We start from the raw sequence: 20,793 nt of genomic DNA, 5'->3' as shown, positions 1-20,793 counted from the left end.
CTCCCTGTTTAGCTCCTGAGTCAGCCGAGCGCTGCAACGCTCGCATGTCAAAACGTCCCACAGGAGAGACAGCACATGAATGCCAATCCCAAGTTTCTGTCGGAAAACGCCGTCGTCGATGCCGCCGCCATCGCGCCGCTGCCGAACTCGCGCAAGGTCTACGTGACCGGCTCGACGCCCGACATTCGCGTGCCGATGCGCGAGATCACGCAGTCGGACACGCCGGACGGCTTCGGCGGCGAAAAGAATCCGCCGGTGTACGTGTACGACACGTCCGGCCCGTACACCGATCCGGACGCGAAGATCGACATCCGCTCGGGACTGCCCGCGCTGCGCGCCGGCTGGATCGAGAAGCGCGGCGACACGGAAGAACTCGCGGGCCTGTCGAGCGAATTCGGCCGCGAGCGCGCCGCCGATCCGAAGACGGCCGAACTGCGCTTTCCCGGCCTGCACCGCAAGCCGCGCCGCGCCGTCGCAGGCAAGAACGTCACGCAGATGCACTACGCGCGCGCGGGCATCATCACGCCGGAGATGGAATACATCGCCATCCGCGAAAACCAGCGTCGCGCCGAATACCTCGAAAGCCTGCGCAAGAGCGGCCCGAACGGCGAGAAGCTCGCGCAGATGATGGGCCGCCAGCATCCCGGCCAGGCGTTCGGCGCGGCGGCGTTCGGCAAGGACGCGGCAAAGGAAATCACGCCCGAGTTCGTGCGCGACGAAGTGGCGCGCGGCCGCGCGATCATTCCCGCGAACATCAATCATCCGGAAAGCGAGCCGATGATCATCGGCCGCAATTTCCTCGTGAAGATCAACGCGAACATCGGCAATTCGGCGGTCAGCTCGTCCATCGGCGAGGAAGTCGACAAGATGACCTGGGCGATCCGCTGGGGCGGCGACACGGTGATGGACCTGTCCACCGGCAAGCACATCCACGAGACGCGCGAGTGGATCATCCGCAATTCGCCGGTGCCGATCGGCACGGTGCCCATCTATCAGGCGCTCGAAAAGGTCAACGGCAAAGCCGAAGACCTCACGTGGGAAATCTTCCGCGACACGCTCATCGAGCAGGCGGAGCAAGGCGTCGACTATTTCACGATTCACGCGGGCGTGCGGCTGCAATACGTGCCGCTGACGGCGAACCGCATGACCGGCATCGTGTCGCGCGGCGGCTCGATCATGGCGAAGTGGTGCCTCGCGCATCACAAGGAGAGCTTCATCTACGAGCACTTCGAGGACATCTGCGAAATCATGAAGCAGTACGATGTCTCGTTCTCGCTCGGCGACGGCCTGCGCCCCGGCTCCATCTACGACGCGAACGACGAAGCGCAGCTCGGCGAGCTGAAGACGCTCGGCGAACTGACGCAAGTCGCGTGGAAGCACGACGTCCAGGTGATGATCGAAGGCCCCGGCCACGTGCCGATGCAGCTCATCAAGGAGAACATGGACCTGCAGCTGCAATGGTGCGACGAGGCGCCCTTCTACACGCTCGGGCCGCTCACCACCGACATCGCGCCGGGCTACGACCACATCACCTCGGGCATCGGCGCTGCGATGATCGGCTGGTTCGGCACGGCGATGCTCTGCTACGTGACGCCGAAGGAGCACCTCGGCCTGCCGAACAAGGACGACGTGAAGGAAGGCATCATCACGTACAAGCTCGCGGCGCACGCGGCGGATCTGGCGAAGGGGCATCCCGGCGCGCAGGTGCGGGACAACGCGCTCTCCAAGGCGCGCTTCGAATTCCGCTGGGAAGACCAGTTCAATCTCGGCCTCGACCCGGACAAGGCGCGCGAATTCCACGACGAAACGCTGCCGAAGGACTCGGCGAAGGTCGCGCACTTCTGCTCGATGTGCGGCCCGCACTTCTGCTCGATGAAGATCACGCAGGACGTGCGCGACTTCGCCGCGAAGCAGGGCGTGAGCGAAACCGACGCGCTCACGCACGGCATGCAGACGAAGGCGATCGAGTTCGTGAAGAAGGGCGCGGAAATCTACCAGCCGACCTGATGCGCCGTCTTTGACGGACTGAAAGCCTGACCGGAAACGGCCTGTCGCGCGGCGAGTGCGACAGGCCGTTTTGCTTGCTTCATTCCCGGCCAAAGCCTTGCTTAGTAAGGCTCCGCGCTCATTCAGACGATTCGGGCATCTTTCCTGCTGTCTATCGAACGAACCGGCGAAAAAACGCGGCATGCGCCGGACCGTCGTCCTGTCCGGGAAGTTACGCCGCAGCCGATTCGTTCCATCATCACTGGAGAGTCGACATGAAAAACATCAAACAAATCGGCGCCGCAGCAATGCTCATCGCTTCTTTCGCCGGACTGACCGGCTGCGACAACATGACCACGCGTCAGCGCGACACCGCCATCGGCGCGGGCGTCGGCGCAGCGGGCGGGGCCGTGATCGGCGGCAGCGCGCTTTCGACGCTGGGCGGCGCGGCCGTCGGCGGGGTCATCGGCAATCAGGTCGGCAAGTAAGGCCGCAGCGCATCGAGCGTGCGGCGCGACATCGTCGGCGCCGCACGTGTTTCAAGTCTGTTACAGGAAGCGATACCAGCCATCGTTCCTCACCGGGCGCATGCAACGCGCCGTGCATCGATCGACTAAGCTCCTCTTTAACGGACCGGATCGGTTCTATCGAGACCACTGAACCCGAAGAGTCCCGCAGGCAATTGAAGGAGCAGCATCATGATGTCCGCACGCATCGTCCACGCGAAGAGCGGCATGGCCGCGCTCGCTGCGGGGCTTCTGGTCAGCGGGTGTTATTACGCGTATCCCGACTACCCGGGCGCGGGCTACCCCACTGTCAGCGCCGTCTATGCGCAGCGCGAATTCGCGCTGCCGGCCAACGCAGCCTCGGGCGCATCGGCGGTGCCGGGGACCGGCATCGTCTACTCGACGGAACAGGTGCCCTACTCGGCCGTCTACCCCTATGCCGCCTACCCTTATGCCGGCTACTACGGCTATCCGTACTACCCGTACCCTTATCCGGCGTATTACGGCTACGGCTATCCGGCGATCTCGGTCGGCTTCGGCTACTGGGGCGGCGGATGCTGCTGGGGTCACGGACATGGATGGCACGGCGGCGGCTGGCACCACGGCGGCGGCGGATGGCACGGCGGCGGGACATGGCAAGGCGGCCACGGCGGATACGGCGGGTACGGCGGCGGCTGGCACGGAGGCGGCGGTCACGGCGGCGGACGCGGCCACTGATTCGCGCGGCGCCTGTTCGTCCGCGTTACAAAATTCGGCGGCTTGCAGCCCGCGATTCGGCGCGCCGTAACGATCCTGAAACGTTTTCTGCCGACTGGCGCTCGGCGTGCCGGGTCCTCGGCTTCGTGCGCTGTGCCACTTTCCTTTTCCGACAAGGCTTTGGCGGAATTGGACAGACAATTGGCACGTTTCTGGCTACTCACCGTCCCTATTTACCGCGATGCGACGGCACACCGCCGCCGCGCACTTCACGTTCTCGGGGAACAGGACATGATGGCCTTCGTGTTTTTTCTGCTTTGGATGCTCGCGTCGATCGCGCTCTTGACCGTCTGGGTGTTCCGGCAGACGCCGCCCGCCAACCGCGACAGCGGCGCCGCCGCGGCAGCAACGGCCGCAGCCGTGGAAGGATGAGTAACGCCTGATCGAATCCGACGAACCCTGTCGCGTACGCGGGCTTTCACCGCTTGACGCGGCTCATCGGTCACCTATTCTTAGTGGGCGTGTTACGCCGGCGCTTAAGACGGCGCACGCCGGGCGTGAGCGACTGAAACATCGAACTCCGCGCGCATGGCGGCAGCGACCGCCGCTTCGCCAACAAGAGAAGAAAGGAGACTCGATGTTCCATCAGCTACTCACGCCCATTGCCGGTTCGCTGGCGCTGTCGTTCATCGTGGCGGCGCTGCCGATCATCGTCGTGCTGGTGCTGCTCGGCTGGGCGCGCCGCCCCGCGTGGCAGGCATCGCTCGCGGGACTGATCGTCGCGCTCATCATCGCCGTCGCGGGCTGGAAGTTCCCGGTCGGCCTCGCGCTGAATTCGGTCGCGGCGGGCGCCGTCTTCGCGCTCTGGCCGGTCATGTGGATCGTGTTCGCGGCGATCCTGCTGTACAACGTCGCGCAACGCTCCGGACGCTTCGAAGCGTTTCGGCTCTGGATGGTCGATAACCTGCCGAACGACAGGCGCATCGTGCTGGTGGTGATCGGCTTCTCGTTCGGCGCGCTGCTGGAAGGCATCTCCGGCTTCGGCACGCCGATCGCGATCACGAGTTCGCTTCTGATCCTGCTCGGCTTTCCGACGCTCGAAGCGCTCACCTTCACGCTCATTTTCAACACGGCGCCGGTGGCCTTCGGCGCGCTCGGCGTGCCGATCACCGTGCTCGGCGCGGTCACGCACCTGCCGACGGACGCGCTCGCGAAAATGGTCGGCCGCCAGTTGCCGCTTTTCGCGTTCTTCTTGCCCTTCTACGTGATCGCCGTGTACGCCGGCTTTCGCAACATGATGCGCGTGTGGCCGGTGCTGCTCGTCTCCGGCGGCGCGTTCGCGCTGACGCAGTTCGTCACGTCGAACTACATCAGCTACGCGCTCACGGACGTGCTGTCGTCGCTCGTCTCGCTCATTCTGACGATCGCGTTCCTGCGCGTCTGGAAACCCGCGCCCGACGAACGCTTCGCGGTCAACGTCGATCGCGCGGGCACGACGCGCGCCGCGCTCTCGGGCGGGCAAGGCTGGCTGCCGTGGATCGTGGTGTCGATCGTCGTGATCGTGTGGACCGTCGCGAAGATCTTCCTGATCGGCGACGTGAAGGTGTCCTGGCCGGGGCTCGACAAGGCGGTCTACATCACGCTGTACAACCAGCCGTACGGCGCGATCTGGGACTTCCAGCCGCTCGCCACGGGCACGGCCATCCTGGTCGCGGCCATCATCACGGCCGCGCTCGTGAAGCTGCCGGCGCGTGAATTCGGCGCGGCCATCGTCGATACGTGGGTGCAGACGCGCATCGCCATTCTGACGGTGGCGACCATCGTCGGCCTCGCGTATCTGATGAACTACTCGGGCATGAACTACACGCTGGGTCTGGGCGTGGCGTCGGTCGGGCCGCTGTTTCCGCTCGTTTCGGCGTTTCTCGGCTGGGTCGCGGTCTTTCTCTCCGGCAGCGACACGTCGGGCAATGCGCTCTTCGGCAACCTGCAAGTGGTGGCGGCGCACCAGCTCAATCTCGATCCGGTGCTGATGGCGGCGACGAACTCGTCCGGCGGCGTGATGGGCAAGATGATCTCGCCGCAGAACATTTCGACGGGCGTGGCGACCACCGACCTGAAGGGCAAGGAAGGCCTCGTGTTCGCGCGAACCTTCAAGCATTCCATTCTGCTCACCATCATTCTCGGCGTGCTCGTCTGGCTGCAACAGAACGTGCTCACGTGGATGATTCCGCCGCACTGAGCACGCCCCCGCGCCCCGCTCGGCGACGAGGCGCGTTCCTGCTTTGTTCCTGCTTTGTGCCTGCTTCTTGCGGTCTCTTTCGGCAAACGCTTCGCGGCGCGCGGCGCGGTGTAACATGCGCGGACTTTTATCAGCAGGCAAGAAGTCCGCAACGTCATGTCCATCGTCAATTTGTTTCAATTAGTCGTCCTGGCCGCCATGTGGGGCGCGTCGTTTCTTTTCATCCGCGTGGGTGTCGCCGAGTTCGGCGTCGCGCCGCTGATGGCCGTGCGCGTCGGCATCGGCGCGTTGTTTCTCATCGCGATGCTGCTCGCGCGGCGCCCGTTTGCCCACACGCTCTCGACGATGCGCAAGCGCGCCGTGCCGCTTTTCGTCGTCGGCATTCTCAATTCGGCCGCGCCCTTCTGTCTCTTCGCGTTCGCGGAACTGACGCTGTCGGCGGGCGCGACCTCCGTCATCAACGCGACGACGCCGCTCTGGGGCGCGCTCGTCGCCTACGTGTGGCTGAAGGACCGGCTGACGACGATGCGCACCATGGGCATGGCGATCGGCTTCGCGGGCGTGCTGCTGCTCGTGTGGAACCAGATCGCGACGCCGGGCGCGCACGACGCGGGCGCGGCCGGGCTGCCAGTGCGCGGGCTGCTGGCGGCCGCGGCGGCGCTGGCGGCATCGGCGCTCTACGGCGTGGCGGGCAACTTCGCGAAGAAGTACCTGATGGACGTCGACGCGACCACCAACGCGGCCGGCAGCATGATCGGCGCGACCCTCGCACTTGCGCCGCTCGCCGCGATGACGTGGCCCGCGACGCCGATCTCCGCGCATGCGTGGGAGGCGGTGATCGCGCTCGGCGTGTGCTGCACGGGCATCGCGTATTTCCTGTACTTCGGGCTGGTGGCGTCGGCCGGCCCGGCGCGCGCGATGACGGTCACGTTCGTCATTCCGCTTTTCGGCATCTTGTGGGGCGCGCTTTTCCTCGACGAGCACGTGTCGCTCGTGATGATGGAAGGATGCGCGGTCGTGCTCGCGGGCACGGCGCTGGCGACGGGGGTGGTTAAGCGGATGCCGTTTGGGGCGAGGAAGTCGCTGGCCCGGTAGTTTTCGGGCTCATTGCGCTGCGTCGCGGGGCATCGCGCTTCGCTTCGGCGGCGCAGTGCGGGCCTAACCTTCTCTCGATAAACGCGTGTCGCTCGTGATGAAGGATGCGCGGGGACGGCGCTGGCCGCCCTCCCTGCGCGGTGTCGCCGCTCGCGTCGAGCGTCGCAATGTCGAATACGCCCACGCGATCGCCCGAGAGGACCCCGTGGAGTTGTCGAGTGTATGCCGGCTCGGCATCCGCGCCCGGCTCCCGCGACGCCCGTTGTTGAGCGGATGCCGTCGAGCGCGCGACAGGCGTTTTCCCGCTCATCTTTCCGCCCGCTCGAATGAAGTCGCGGGGGTTTGCGCTTCACTTTCGCGGCGCAGCGCAGGCCGCGCTCCGCTCCCGCGACGCCTGTCGTCGAGCGGATGCGGTCCAACGCGGCGACAGGCGGTGTCGCGCAGTTCCTTCCGCCCGTTTGAACGAGTCGCGCGGGTTCGCTCTCCGCTTTCGCGGCGCAGGGCAGGCCGCCGCCATTCCCGATGATCACGTGTTGCTCGTGAGCTTGAAGTGATGCGGAGTTATGCTCGCGGGCACGGCGCTGGCCACCGGAACTGTCGAGCGGATGCCGGCTCGGCATCCGCGCTCGGCTCTCCCGGCGCATTAGAAGCCACGAGCACGTCCCGCTCACGATGCGCGCGCAAACGACACTGGCGGCGGACGTCATGGAGCGCTTGGCGCATCTTCCCGCTCTACTCGTCGCGCACGCGAAGCAACAAGCACTTCCCGCTCGCGATGCTCTCTCGAACGACACGGGCGGCGGCCGTCATCGAGCTTGCCTTTTGGCGCTCCGCCTCGCTTTACTCGTCCCGCACGCGTCCGCGCCCCGCTTTCACCGCGCCGCGTTTCACTTTCCCTTCGACACGGCGAACCTGCGACGCGCGCGTGGGCTTCGTCGCGATGCGTTTGCGGCGCGTGACGCTCACGCTGCGAATGAGTTCGTCCAGCCGCGCGAGCGCTGCGGCGCGATTCATGTCCTGCGTGCGATGCTCCTGCGCCTTGATCACGATGACGCCGTCGCGCGTTACGCGGCTATCGGCGAGCGCGAGCAGACGCGCCTTGATGTGCTCCGGCAGCGACGACGCGCGAATGTCGAAGCGCAAATGAATGGCGCTCGACACCTTGTTGACGTTCTGGCCGCCCGCTCCCTGCGCGCGCACGGCGGTCAACTCGATCTCGCCCGGCGCGAGCGCGAAGCTATCGGTCATGAGTTTGACTCCTTCGAATAGGCACGCGCCTCAAGCCCCGGCGCTCGCGCTCATCAACCGCCGCATTCTCGCCGCGAGGCCGGAATCGCGGCGCGTCGGCGCATCGACCGCCTGCGCGAAGATATCCGCCGAGCCGATCACCTCGACCCGGCGCTTGGCCCGCGTGATGGCCGTGTAGACGAGTTCGCGCGACAGCACGCGCACAAAGCTCCCCGGCAGGACGAGCGCCGCCTCGTCGAACTCCGATCCCTGCGACTTGTGGACCGTGAGCGCGAACGCCGTATCGTGCGGCGGAAGCGCGGCGGGCGAGACGTAGCGCAAGGAGCCGTCGGCCATGCGGAATGCCACCCGCAGCGCGCCGTCCGCGCCCGGCAGCGCGATGCCGATATCGCCGTTGAAAAGCCCGAGCGCGTAGTCGTTGCGCGTGACGATCACCGGCCGCCCGGCGAACCATTGTGCGCCGAGCGCAAGCGCAATGCCCGCCTGCTCCCGCACTTTCGCCGCGATGCGGGCGTTCACTTCGTCGACGCCGCGCGGGCCTTTGCGCGTCGCGCATAGCAGGCGAAAGCGGTTCAGCGCGTCAAAGAGCCGGGCTTCGTCGTTTTGTGCGCCGACTGAATTCGAGCGCCGCGCCTCGAGTACGGACGAGAGCGCGTCGGCGTACGGCGCAAATCCTGTTGCCAGATGCGCGAGCGTGCGCTCGGAGAGCGTGGTGTGCGCGTCGTCGAAAAGCACGGCGGCTGCGTCGTCACTCGTCGCGGGCGATTGCCGGATATCGAGCGCGGCGAGGGCAGCTTGCGCATCGCCGTCGCGGATGGCGATCGACAAGCGGCCGATCGCCGAATCCAGCCCGAAGCGGTAGTTGCGCGCGAGCCAGACGACGCAGTCGGTGAGCGGGGCGTCGGTGTGGTCTGCATCGTCGGGCCCGGTGCGCCTCCTTTGCTCGTCATGCTTGTTGTGGCCGTGGTGCAGGTTTCTGCCGTTGCGCTCGTTGTGGCGGTAGTGCTCTTGGGGCCGGTCCTGTTCACTGCGTCGGTCACGCTCGCTGTCGGCGTTTTGCTCGCCGCGCCTGTCACGCTCAACTCGACGGTCGCGCTTCTCGGACTGATCGCCCTCGCGTTGCTCGTTAAGCTCGTTAAGCTCGTTCCGCCGTTCGCGCCCCGCGTTTTCGTCCCGCTCATTGCGCTTGTTCGGCGCCTTTTGCTGAATTCGCTCGTCGTCCACGTTCCGCCGCGCACCGTCGCTACCTTCGTCTTCCGGATACGTCTCGGTATCGATGGTGGCGAAAAGGTCGGCGTAGCCTTCGTCATCGAAAACGGCTTGCGTGCGCGACGCCGATCCCGCGCGCAACGCCGCAGCCTTACCGGCCGGCGCAACGGGAGCTTGCTCATCGCGTCGCGCGTCTCGCGGCGCGAACAAGTCTCCATCGTCTGCGCTCTGGGTCGCCGCACGCCCCGCCGCGATCGCTTCGCCGTCCAAATCGTCCGCTGATGACGAAACCGAAGCCGAGCCCGACGACAACGCCGCAGCCCTACCGGCCGGCGCAACGGGACTTTGCTCATCGCGTCGCGCGTCTCGCGGCGCGAACAAGTCTCCGTCGTCTGCGCTCTGGGTCGCCACAAGCCCCGCGCCGATCGCTTCGCTGTCCGAATCGTCGTCTGACGACGAAACCCAAGGCGAACCCGACGGCAACGCCGCCCGCAACCGCGCATAGTCCACGCCGAGCGCCTCGGCAATGCGACGCGCGCCGCCCTGGCTGAACGATGGCTGCGCGCTCAGTTCCGCGAAGACCGCGCCCGCTTCGACCGCGGAAAGCTGGTCTTTGTCGCCGAGCATCACGAGCCGGCTCGTCGGCGCGACCGCTTCTAGCAGATGCGCCGCGAGCGCGACATCGATCATCGACGCTTCATCGACGACGATAACGTCGTACGGCAGCGGATTGTCCCGATGGTGCCGGAAGCCGCCGTCCGGCAGCACGCCCAGCAGTCGCTGCAGCGTGAACGACGTGCGCGGCAAGCGTTGCGCGAGTTCGGGCGGGAGCTTGTCCGCGCGCTCGATCAGCGCCTCCTGCATGCGCTGCGCGGCCTTGCCGGTCGGCGCGGCAAGCGCGATGCGCAGGTTGGGATCGGCGTCGAGCAGACAGGCCAGCACGCCGACCACCGTCGTCGTCTTGCCCGTGCCCGGACCGCCGCTCACGATGGTCAGCCGTCCCGCCAGCGCCACGAGCGCCGCGACCCGTTGCCAGTCGATGTCATCGCCCGCGCTCGGCCCGAAATAGCGCGCGATGCGCTCGGCGTGCGCCGCCAGCTCGCGCCCGGACACCGTCACCCGCGCGGCCTGCGCCCGCTCGACGAGCGCAAGCGCGAGCCGCCGCTCGTAGTCGAAGTAACGCGCGAGATAGAGCCGGCCGTCCTCGTCGATGACGAGCGGCCGCAAATCCGCCGCGTGCATGGGCGACTGCGTGCGCGCGAGGCTCGCGACGCCGCTCGCGAGCAGCGCCTCGCGGACCTCGCGCGGTCGCCCGCCGTGACGGCGCGCGAGCGCCGCGAGCGGCATGCAGACGTGCCCGAGCGCGGTCGCACTGCTGATCGCGAGCGCCGCGCGTTCGGCCCATGCGACGGCATCCGCGCTCGCACCCGAGCGCCGCGACAGTTCGGCCATGCGCCGCGCAAAGCCTTCGGCGAGCGCAGCGCTTTCGTCCGCGAAGCGCGATGCCGGCGCGTTCAGGTCCATCGTGCGCATGTCACGCCTCCGCACATCGGCCGGTCCAGCGCCTTGGCGAACGCCGCGCTTTTCTCCGCGCTTTTCTCCGCTATACGCCATACCGGCGCATTGACGTCCATCGTGCTCATGCCGTGCCTCCGCACATCAGCCGGTCGAGCGCAGCGCCTTCGTCCGAGAAGCGCGATGTCCGCGCGTTCCGGTTTCATCGTGCCCATGCCACGCCTCCGCACATCGGCCGGTCGAGCGCGGCGCTTTTAACCGCGGAGCGCGATGTCGGCGCGTTCCGGTCCATCGTGCTCATGCCACGCCTCCGCACATCAGCCGCCGGAGAGCGGCGCTTTCGTCGGCAAAGCGCGATGTCGGCGCGTTCAACCGAATCGTGCTCATGCCACACCTCCGCAAATGAGCCCGTCGAGCGCGCCGCCTTCATCCGCGAAGCGCGACGCCAGCGCGTACAACTGGACCTTGCTCATGCCACGCCTCCAAACATCAGCCGGTCGAGCGCCTCGACGAGCGCGAGCGGCGGCCGTCCGCGATGCACGCCGCTCGGCGCGCCGCTGTCGCCGTCGCGCCAATCGGGCCGCACGCCACGCACGAACAAATACAGATAGCCGCCGACGTGCGTCTCATAGTCGTACGCAGCGAGCCGCGCGCGCAGATACCGGTGCAGCGCCACCACATACACGAGCGCCTGAAGGTGGTACGCGTGATGCGCCATCGCTTCGGCGAGCGGCGCGGCGCTGTAATCCGCGGCGCGCTCGCCGAGATAATTCGACTTCCAGTCGATGATCCAGTAGCGCCCGTCGTGCTCCACGATCATGTCGATGAACCCCTTGATAAAGCCCCGCAACGCGCCCGCTTCCAGCGCGACGTCGGGATAGCCGTGCGCGGCGAGAATCCGCCGCAGCGCCGCGAAGTCCAGCGACGGCGCGGGAAACAGAAACTCCAGTTCGTTCATGCGACGCGCGGGCGGAATCCGCGACAGCCGAAGACCCGGCGCGATCTCGGTCGAAAGCGTATCGGCGAGCAGGCGCTGCATCATCGGCCGAAGACGCCGGGCGAGCGGCTCGGGCGCGGGCGTCGGATGCTCGCGCAGCGCACGGTCGATCGCATCGGGCCAGGTCGCGGGCTGCGTGAAGTCCGCCAGTTCGTACATGCGATGCAGACATTCCCCCGCCGCCGCGCCGCGCGGAAACGCGAGGATGTCGTCGTCGGCGAGCGCCGTCTCGTCGCGCGGGGCGGCTTGCTGTAGAACCGGCACATCGAGGTCCGCCAGTTCGTCGTGATCGGGCCGCGCGTCGACCGGCTGCGGCTGATTCGCCTCGTCGCGGGCGCCCGCCGCGATCAGCGAACTGAAGCTCGCCATGCGCCAGCGATCGCGCAACAGGCGCTGATTGGTGCGCGCGGTCATCGCGTGCGGCCCCGCGGCCTCGGCGGCGAGCGGCTCCCGCGCGCCGATCACCGGCAACGGCGCCACGCCGATCGCGCCATCCGCTTGTGCTTCCAGCGCGTGCCACGCCGCGACGATGCCCGCTTCGTCGGGCGGCTCTTCGCAGAACGCGTCGAAGTCCTGCCCCGCGCCCGCGACGAGCCAGTTGAGCACGCTTCGCCGCGACTCCTTCGTCGACTTGTTCGAGACATTCGACATATACACGCCCGCGACGACGTAGCAGCGATACACCGCCCGCGTCAGCGCCACGTAGACGAGGCGCGCGCGTTCCGCCGCCTGCTCGCGGGCGATGGCGGCGCTCACCTCCTTCGATTCGTCCTCGTCGATGCCGTAGTGCAGCACCGCCTCGCCCGCTTCGTCGTGATACTCGCTGGCGTCGGGCAAGCCGGACTTCGGCGCGTCGCGCGATGCGCCGTCGTTGAGGAACGGGCAGAACACGACCGCGTACTCCAGCCCTTTCGACTTGTGAATCGTCACAATCTGCACGAGATTGCGGTCCGATTCCAGCCGCAACTGCGCGTCCTCGCCGCCGCCTTGCTGCGCGCGCTGCGCGGCGAGCCAGCGCAGCGTCGGCGCGATGCCGGGCTGCTCGGCCGAACGCGCCTGCAACAGTTCCGCGAGATGGGTGATGTTCGTGAGCCTGCGCTCGCCGTCCGGCCGCGTGACGAGGCGCGCGGCGATCGACAGTTCGCGCGTCAGCGTGCGCCACATCACCGCGAAGCCGCGCTCGTGCCAAATGGTGCGGTAGCGCGAAAAACGCTCGACCCAGCTCGTGGAGTCGTTCGGTCCGTCGTTCGAATCCGCTGCGGACACCGCATGTTCCAGACGCCAAAGCGCGCCAGCATCGAGCCCGAACCAGTCGGTCGCGAGCGCGGCGCGCAGCCGCCGCAAATCGCCCGGCGTGTCGATGGCGGCGAGCACGCGCTCGATCTGCTCGGCGTCGAGCGAGCCGAACACCGACGCCTGCGCCAGTTCCACGCTGCCGACGCCCCACGCCGCGAGCACGCGCTTCACCATGCTGCCCTGCCGGTGCGTCTGCACGAGCACCGCAATATCCCCCGCGCGAAGCGGCTCGTCGCCGATGCGCACTTCGCCGCGTTGCGCGCCGCGCAAGAGCCGCGCAATTTCGGCGGCGCAGGCTTCGGCCGCATCGCGCTGCGCGTTGCCCTTCGAGAGCGCCGAATCGCCGTGCGGCAGCATCCACACGCAAAAATCAGCGAGGTCGGAATACGCGGCGGCGGGCGTTGCATCGACGAACGGCCCACGCGAGCGCGTGCCGGCGCGCACCGGCTGATAGTCGAGCCCTTCGAGGATGAACGCCGACGGATTCGCGCCGAACACGCGATTGCACGCCTCGATGATGCGCGCAGTCGACCGCTGGTTCACCGCGAGCGTGTAGCGCGCGCTCGCGCCCTCGCGCGCCGCGAGATACGTGTGCAGATCGGCGGCGCGAAAGCTGTAGATGGCCTGCTTCGGATCGCCGACGAGAAAAAGCGGCCCGTGCGGCGCGAACACGCGATTGAAGATGGCGTATTGCAGCGGGTCCGTGTCCTGAAACTCGTCGATGAGCGCCGCCGGATAACGCTCGCGCAGCGCCTCGGCAAGCCACGCATGTTTGACGAGCGCGTGATGCAGGTTCGAGAGCAGGTCGTCGAACGAGACGACGCGGCGCGCGCGCTTTCTCGCCGACAACTCGGCCGGCGCGTAGTCGAGCCACTCCCGCACGATATCGAGCCACAGCGCGCGCTGCGACGCTTCCGCAGCAGCGGCCGCCGCGGCAAGCGTCTCCGCGTGCTCGAAAAACGGATGCGCGGGCGGCGTGTGCTTGACCTTCGTGCCCTTCGCGAGCGCCGACGCGGTGATCTTCAGCGCGTCTTTCGGCGGCGGCGCGTGACAGTCGGCATCGGCGAAATACTCGGCCCACGCGTCGATGGCCGCTTCGATCATCGACCGCTTGTGCGAGGTCTGCTTCAGCATGGCCTCGGCGTCGAAGAGCAGCTCCGCGATCGCGTCGCGCTCGGCGTGCCATAGCGCGCAGGCTTCATCGAAAAGCGCTTTGGCGTCGGCGGCTTCTGCGGCTTGTACTTCGGCGAAACTACCCCAGCGCAGCGTCGCGAGCGGTTTCTTCAGGCGGCGCGCGAGCTGCGCATCGAGCGATGCCGGGCCAGCGCCTTTCGCGACCAGCCACGATGCAAACGAAGGCACGCGCGCCGCCGCCGGCTCGACGCGCTCGCGCCAGAAATCGGCGGCGAGTTCGAAGCGCAGCGTGCTGTCGTCGGCTTCCATGTCGAACGCGAACGGCATCGCAGCGGCGAACGGCGCTTCCTGCAGCGCGCGCTGGCAGAACCCGTGGATCGTGTGGATCGCGGCCTGATCGAAGCTATGCAGCGCGATGCGGATGCGTTGCAGCGCCTCGTCCGGGTCCATCTGTTCGAGCGTGGTTTCGAAGAGCCGCTCGATGAACGGATCGCCCGCCGCGTCGCCGTTTTCGATCGCATGCGCGACACCCGCGAGCCGCGTGCGGATGCGCTCGTGCAGCTCCGCGGTCGCGGCCTTCGTGAAGGTGACGACGAGAATGCGCTCGACGCTCAACTGCTTCTCCAGCAGCAGGCGCACGTACAGCGCGCAGATGTTCCAGGTCTTACCCGTTCCGGCGGACGCCTCAATCTGGTTGACGCCATCGAGCGGGCACGCGAAGACGTCGAGTTCCTGCACGGTTTCGTGATTCACAACGTCAGTCATGGTGGTCATGCGCCGCTCCGCAGATGCTCTCGAAGCGGTTCGAACACGACGCGCGCCAGCGCGGCGAAGCGTTCGTCGAGCTTTAATGATTCACCGCGAAACGCGATGCGATACGCCGGATCGTCGGACTCGGCGCGCGTGCGATCGGACTCCCACGCGGCCTGCGCTTTGACATCGCCTTCGGTCAGCTTGAGCCATGCGCTCTTCGGATAGAAACGCAGCGGCATGCGCCGTCCCGCGCGATACAGCGCCGCGAGCGTGCCGAGATGCGCGAGCGGATCGGCGACGGGCGCGAGTTCGAAATCCGCCGACTGCGCGCCGCGCCCATGCCAGATGGTGCGGCGCGGACCGTCCGGCAGCGCCGCGCAATAGGCCAGATGCGCGAGCCACGCCGACAGATAATCGCGGGCGCGCGGCTGATCGTAGCGGTAGATCACCTGCCCTTGCGGCGTCAGGCGATTGAGCGTGCCGGCGAGCGTGAACGGCCGCTCGTCGATGAGCGCGTCGTCGTACTTCTCGAAGAGCGGCACGCCGGCGGTATCGGGCCAGCGCGGCGCGATATCCAGCACGAACGGCAGCCGCGTCACGCCTTCCGCCACCGACACGCGAATGCGGTCCGCCAGATGCGCGAGCGCGTGCATCTCGCGCGCCTGCCAGACCGCGCCCGTCGCGCCGCCCGGCATTTCGGGGCTCGTGCGCGCGACGTGGCGGGCGCGTTCGCGGGCGCGCGCGGCGGCATCGTCCGTCGCATCGAGCAGCGACGGCAGCACGCGGGCCGCGAGCGCATCGCGGCCCGCGAAGCCCAGTTCGAACGGCTCGGTGATGTCGAGCTCCGCATCGGCATCGACGAGCGCAATGCCCAAGCGATCGCGCAGCAGCGCCCGCGCCGGGTGCCGCCAGAAGCGCACGAAGTCGTCGAACGCAACGATGTCTTCGTCTTCTTCCGGCGGCAGCGGCGCATCGAAGAACGGCGGGCTGTTCTGCGTGCGGCCTGCGGCGAGCGCGCGCGCCAGTTCCGCCCGCTCGGGCTCGTACGTGAAAAGGCGGCCGCCCGGCTCGAAGTACTCGGGCGCGAACGGCTGAAGCGGATGCTCGTGGACGAACAAGGCGCGCGCCTCGCGCAGGGCTTCCGGCGCCGCATGCTTGCCCGCGACCGCCTGCGCCAGATAGTCGAGCAATTCGTCGATCAGCGCGGCGGGCGGCAGCACGGCGTTGTCGCGAATGCTGCGCCCCGTGTACGCGATCAACAGCCGGTCGCGCGCGGCCAGCATCAGGTCGAGAAAGAGATTGCGCTCGTCGTCGCGCCGCTGGCGGTCGCCGAGCTTCCCGAAGCGCGCCATCAGATCGAACTCGTCGGCGCGCGTGAGGCTCGGCAGCATGCCGTCGTCCATGCCGAGCAGGCACACGACGCGATACGGCAAGCCGCGCAAGCTCGTGAGCGACGAAAACGTGACGCCGCCCCACGGCACGCCGCCGCGCGCCGGATCGTCGAGCGTATCGGTGAGCGCGGTGCGGATCACGGCGGCCGGCACGTGCGTGTCGCGCGCGCCTTCGTCGATGGCGGCGATCAGCGCGTCGATGGCGTGGCGCACGTCGCCGATGGTGTCGTTGAACGCGACGCCTGCATCGAAGAAACGCTCGAGCGCATCGAGCAGCAAATCGCCCCACGCGCGCGCAGTGCGCGGCGTTGCGATCTCTTTCGCGAAGGCGTCGATGTCGTCGATGAAGCGCGTGAGACGCCCGAGCAGTTCCGCCTCCGAGCCTTGCGGGCCTTCCACCGGCAGCCAGTCCGCGACCGGCGCGCCGCCGCCGGGCAGCGCGTAGCCGAGGTAGAGCCGCGTGAGCGCGTCGGCGAACGTGTGGCGCGCGGCGGGCACATGCTCGCTCGTGACCTCGTCGGGCCGCAATCCGCGTCGCGCGCCCGCCTGCGCGAGCCATTCCTGCGCCGTTTCGAGCGATGGGGCGTCGATGCCGTAGCGCGTGGCGATCGCATCGACGCGCAGCCACTCGATCAACTCCGGCGCGCCGACGCCGCGCTCGGCAAGCGCGAGCCAGTCGAGCATCGCGCGCGCGACGGGGTTCGCCTGCGACGGCGGCAAGCCCGTGATGCGATACGGAATACGCCGCCGCTCGTTGCTGGCCCCGGCGGGCGCGGTGCCGAAAATTCCGTCGATCAGCGGGCCCGCCACCGCGAGATCCGGAAACGCGACGAGCACGTCGGACGGCTCCAAGCCTTCTATCGAGTCGAACCAGTCGAGCAGACGGTCATGCAGCACTTCCAGTTGCCGCGAGAGGCTATGGCAAACGTGGACTTCGACGCCCGTATCGACGATCTCTTCCGGCAGCGGCGAGGCGTTGTCTTCATCGAGCGTGAGGATGCCGTTCTGCACGCGCGCGAGCCATGTCGGCGCGGGGTTCTCTTCGAACAGTTCGCGCTCGCTCGACGCGGCGCTCTCCGTCAGTTCGTTGAGCATATGCAGTTGCGCTTGCGTCTGCCGGCCCCACTCCGCCAGCAGCGGATGACCGACTTCCTGAAAATCCGCCTCGCCCTTCAGTTGCAGTTGCTCGACGCGCGCCTCGCTCACGATATCGAACCAGAACTCGCGGCACGGATTGAGCGCGTAGATGCGCACGTCGATCCAGCGCGACAACTCGCGCAAGAGCGCGATATGCAGCGGCGGCATGGTCGGCAGCGCGAAGACGCTGATGCGGCGCGGCCACTCGGCGCGCATCGCGGTATCCAGATCGAAGCGCGGCGCTTCGGCAAGAAAGCGGTAAGCGGGCGGCGTCGGGTCGTGCTCGCGATCCGGCGCTGCGAGGTCTTCCAGCAACGCACGCCACAGCGCCGCCTGCCAGATTTCGTCCTGGCGCTGGATGTCGCTCGCGCCGGCAAGACGCGGCCCGCGCGCGTCGATCTGCGCGCCGCCGCCCGCGAGAATCGAGCCGCCCGCCTGCCAGTGCGTGAGCCATTCCGGGCGATAAGTCAGATAGTGATCGAACACCGTCGCGATGCGGCGCGCAAGTTCGTAGCGCATGCAATCATCGGCGGCGTTCAGATACGTCGACAGGCGCGGCGCCTCTCGGAACGCGGGTTCGTCGAACGAGCGATAGCAGCGCCACGCGAGCCGGTCCGGCGCGAACGGTGAATGCGCGGGCACCGGCAGCACGCGGCCGATCTGCGCCCACAGCCACTGCGCGAGATAGCAGAACTGCACGTTCGCGCAGATGCCGAAACGCTCGGCCATGTCGAGTTCCAGCCGGCGGCGCACGGCTGCGCTCGGCACGATCACGGCCTCGCTCGCGAAGGGATCGCTCTCGCGCATGGCGAAGGCGTCGAGGTCTTCGAAGAGCGCGGCAGCAAGCGTTTCGTGGCGATTCGAGTAGAAGAGTTCGAGCATGAAAGGCGGTCGGGATGCGCTGTGAAAGCCGCGAAAGGCAAAGCTTTGTCAAATCAAGCGCCAGCATAACAAAGGGTCGCACGTGCCGAGAACTCGGCCATTCGGCCGAGGTCCGAAGGCCCGGTGAGTTGGGTTAGACTCGACATCGCCCTTGCCCGCCCGCGAGCGTCCTCACAGGAAGTCGATGCGTTACTCGTTCGAAATCAGGAAGTTCATTTACAGCCAGTACTTCTTTGGCGGCTTGCGCTGCGCGCTCGGCATCTCGCTGCCCGCGGTGCTGATGCTCACGGTGTTTCACAACCGCGAGCTCGGCTTCACCATCGCGACGGGCGCGCTCGGCGCATGCGTCGTCGACATGCCAGGCCCGCTCAAGCACAAGCACAACGAGATGCTGGCGTGCACGTTTATCGGCTTCATCTCGGCGCTTGCCACCGGCATGGCGACGGCGCATCCGCTCACGCTCTGGCTGACCGTGGTGCCGCTCACGTTCGTGCTCTCGCTGATCGTGGTCTACGGCAACCGCTGGCCGCAGATCAGCTTCGCCACGCTCTTCATGATGATCGTGACGCTGGAAGAGCATTTCACGCCGATGCAGGCGCTCATCAACGCGTCGTGGATTCTGCTGGGCGGGCTCTGGTACACGTACTGGGCCACGCTCGTCTCGCATCTGCTCGTCTATCGGATCGAGCGGCAGGCGCTCGCGCAAAGCATCTTCAGTTGCGCGGAATACCTTCAGGCGCGCGCCGAGTTCTATGACAACGACGCCGATCTCGACGAGTGCTACAGAAAGCTGATCGAAAAGCAGATCGCGGCGGTCGAGCAGCAGGAAGGCGCGCGAGACATCGTGCTGCGCAATCTGCCGAAAGTGAAAAGCGGCAAGCTGGATGCGCGGCGCGCGCGGCTATTCAATCTGTTCATCAACATCGTGGATCTGCATGAGTTTTTCGTCGGCGCGCACACGGACTATCCGCTCGTGCGCAAGACGTTCGCGGGCTCGGACGTGCTCGTGTTCTATCGCGACCTGATGCGCAAGGCGGGCGAAGACTTGCAGGATATCGGGCTCGCGGTGCTGCAGAACCGTCCGGCGCCGAAGCAGATCAGCACGAAGGCCGAACTGCGCGCGATCGAATACGAACTCGAACTCATGCGCAAGCACGCGCTGCCGGAGAAGAATCCGGAAGCGTATGCCGCGGCGGCAGCGGTGTTCCGGCGGCTCTGGAGCGCGACGCGTCTCATCGACAAGATGCGCCGCCGCACGCGCGACGACGCGAGCCCGACCGAAACCGAATTGCAGATCGACCACGCGCTCTCGCGATTCATCTCCAGCCGGCGCGTGCCGTTCAGGCAGATCTTCTCGAACCTGACCATGGCGTCGCCGAGCTTTCGCCATGCGCTGCGCGTGACCATCGCGGTGGGCGTCGGCTTCTGGCTCGGCAGGCTCTTGCCGCTCACCAACGCGTACTGGATCGTGATGACCACGGTCATCATCCTGAAGCCCGGCTATTCGCTCACCAAGCAGCGCAACACGCAGCGGATCATCGGCACGGCGATCGGCTGCGCGGTCACCATCGCGCTCATTCTGCTCGTGAAGGACCCGCACATTCTGCTCGTCGCCATGTTCGCGTCGATGGTGATGAGCTACAGCCTGCTGCTTTTCAACTACGCGGGCAGCGTCGTGTTCACGTCCAGCTACGTGTTGCTGATGTTCCATCTGCTCGCGCCGGGCAGCTTGCGGCTGATCGGCGAGCGGGCCATCGACACCGTCGTCGGCTGCGCGATTGCCATTGCGGCGAGCCACCTGTTCCCGTACTGGGAATATCGGCTGATGGGCAAGCTCGTGAAGGACCTGCTGGCCGCGACGCGCAATTACCTCGAAGCCAGCTGGGGCTGGAAGGCGAAGGCGGCAGCGGGCGCGGGGCGCGCGGCGGCCACTGCAACCGCAGCGGCAACCAGCGCGCCGAGCGCCGTCTTTGCCGACGGTCAGACGCGCGCCGCGTTCGCCTCGTCGATGCAGCCGGTCTCCGTCTCCGCCGAAGCCGCCAGCGAGCCTTTGGAAGCCACCACGACGGCAGAAGCCGAAGCCGTCGCGGCGAGCGCGATCAAGGCCGCGAGCGCAACGGCGGAGCGGCTGTCGTCGGCGGGCATCGGCGAGAGCACGGCTGCGACCGCGAGCAAAGGTGCATCGGCCGCCGCCACGGTCGTCGCCTCCGCGCTCGATCACGACTACGGCTATCGGCTCGCGCGCAAGAACGTGCACGTCGCCTTCGCCAACCTCGCGCAGGCTTTCCAGCGCATGATGCTGGAGCCGAAGGCACAGCAACGGTATGTCGCCGAACTCAACGATCTGCTCGTGCAAAGCCACGTGCTCGCGTCGCAGATCACGGCGGCCGCGCCGCTCTTGCAGTCGCTCAACGGTGCCGACGGCCAGTCATTCGAACCAGTGCAGCGCGCGTTCGCCGTCGTGCGCGACAACTTGTCGGAAGCGCAGGCGGTCGTCTCCCAGGAAGACGGCGCTGCATCGCCCGATGCGATCAAGACGCTGCGCCGCGATCTGGATTCCATGGTCGCCGCAGCGGAACGCGCGCAGAGTCTGCCCGCCGATGCCATTCAGGATCTGAAACTGCTCGCGCATCAATGCAAGCAGATGCTCACGGCGTCCGCGCTCATCCGCAAGGACGCGACGCAAATTCACCTGCCCGCGTGAAGCGA

Annotated in this window: 11 protein-coding genes; 7 read left to right on the top strand and 4 right to left on the bottom strand. The window is 67.2% G+C overall.

Translation table 11 applies throughout. The annotated features are described in order from the left end of the window. The first annotated feature begins 75 nt into the window (after window positions 1-75). From thiC to LDZ26_RS04345, 6 genes are all read left to right on the top strand, one after another. Window positions 76-2,007 carry a phosphomethylpyrimidine synthase ThiC gene (gene thiC, locus LDZ26_RS04370; protein ID WP_244848328.1) on the top strand — a complete coding sequence of 644 codons (1,932 nt, stop codon included), beginning with the start codon at window positions 76-78 and terminating at the stop codon, window positions 2,005-2,007. Window positions 2,008-2,261: 254 nt separating this feature from the next. Beyond that, window positions 2,262-2,474, top strand: coding sequence for a glycine zipper 2TM domain-containing protein (locus LDZ26_RS04365; protein WP_244848327.1), 213 nt, complete (start codon window positions 2,262-2,264; stop codon window positions 2,472-2,474). A gap of 210 nt (window positions 2,475-2,684) precedes the next feature. Beyond that, window positions 2,685-3,209 carry a hypothetical protein gene (locus tag LDZ26_RS04360; protein ID WP_244848326.1) on the top strand — a complete coding sequence of 175 codons (525 nt, stop codon included), beginning with the start codon at window positions 2,685-2,687 and terminating at the stop codon, window positions 3,207-3,209. Window positions 3,210-3,377: 168 nt separating this feature from the next. Next, window positions 3,378-3,620 carry a hypothetical protein gene (locus LDZ26_RS04355; protein WP_244848325.1) on the top strand — a complete coding sequence of 81 codons (243 nt, stop codon included), beginning with the start codon at window positions 3,378-3,380 and terminating at the stop codon, window positions 3,618-3,620. Between the two features lie 205 nt (window positions 3,621-3,825). Continuing rightward, window positions 3,826-5,427, top strand: a complete 1,602-nt coding sequence (locus LDZ26_RS04350; RefSeq protein WP_244848324.1) for an L-lactate permease — start codon at window positions 3,826-3,828, stop codon at window positions 5,425-5,427. 156 nt (window positions 5,428-5,583) lie between these two features. Further along, window positions 5,584-6,522: a DMT family transporter gene (locus LDZ26_RS04345; protein WP_244848323.1), complete on the top strand. Its 939-nt coding sequence runs from the start codon at window positions 5,584-5,586 to the stop codon at window positions 6,520-6,522. Between the two features lie 840 nt (window positions 6,523-7,362). Here LDZ26_RS04345 and arfB read toward each other — a convergent pair. From arfB to recC, 4 genes are all read right to left on the bottom strand, one after another. After that, window positions 7,363-7,770 (bottom strand): alternative ribosome rescue aminoacyl-tRNA hydrolase ArfB, encoded by a 408-nt coding sequence (gene arfB / locus LDZ26_RS04340; RefSeq protein ID WP_244848322.1) that lies wholly within the window; start codon window positions 7,768-7,770, stop codon window positions 7,363-7,365. A 30-nt stretch (window positions 7,771-7,800) separates the two neighbouring features. Then, window positions 7,801-10,512, bottom strand: coding sequence for an AAA family ATPase (locus LDZ26_RS04335; RefSeq protein ID WP_244848321.1), 2,712 nt, complete (start codon window positions 10,510-10,512; stop codon window positions 7,801-7,803). A gap of 451 nt (window positions 10,513-10,963) precedes the next feature. After that, window positions 10,964-14,686, bottom strand: a complete 3,723-nt coding sequence (gene recB, locus LDZ26_RS04330; protein WP_370650664.1) for an exodeoxyribonuclease V subunit beta — start codon at window positions 14,684-14,686, stop codon at window positions 10,964-10,966. Between the two features lie 5 nt (window positions 14,687-14,691). Beyond that, entirely contained in the window at window positions 14,692-18,084 is a 3,393-nt protein-coding gene (gene recC / locus LDZ26_RS04325) for an exodeoxyribonuclease V subunit gamma (RefSeq protein WP_244848319.1), read from the bottom strand. Between the two features lie 184 nt (window positions 18,085-18,268). Between recC and LDZ26_RS04320 the strand changes: the two genes are divergently transcribed. Beyond that, the gene (locus LDZ26_RS04320) at window positions 18,269-20,788 is read left to right on the top strand and encodes an FUSC family membrane protein (protein WP_244848318.1); all 2,520 of its coding nucleotides are present in this window, start codon (window positions 18,269-18,271) and stop codon (window positions 20,786-20,788) included. The last annotated feature ends 5 nt before the right edge of the window (window positions 20,789-20,793 follow it).

Origin of the sequence: Caballeronia sp. SL2Y3, assembly GCF_022879575.1 — a bacterium.
Taxonomy (GTDB): domain Bacteria; phylum Pseudomonadota; class Gammaproteobacteria; order Burkholderiales; family Burkholderiaceae; genus Caballeronia.
This window is presented reverse-complemented; position numbering and strand designations above follow the sequence as displayed.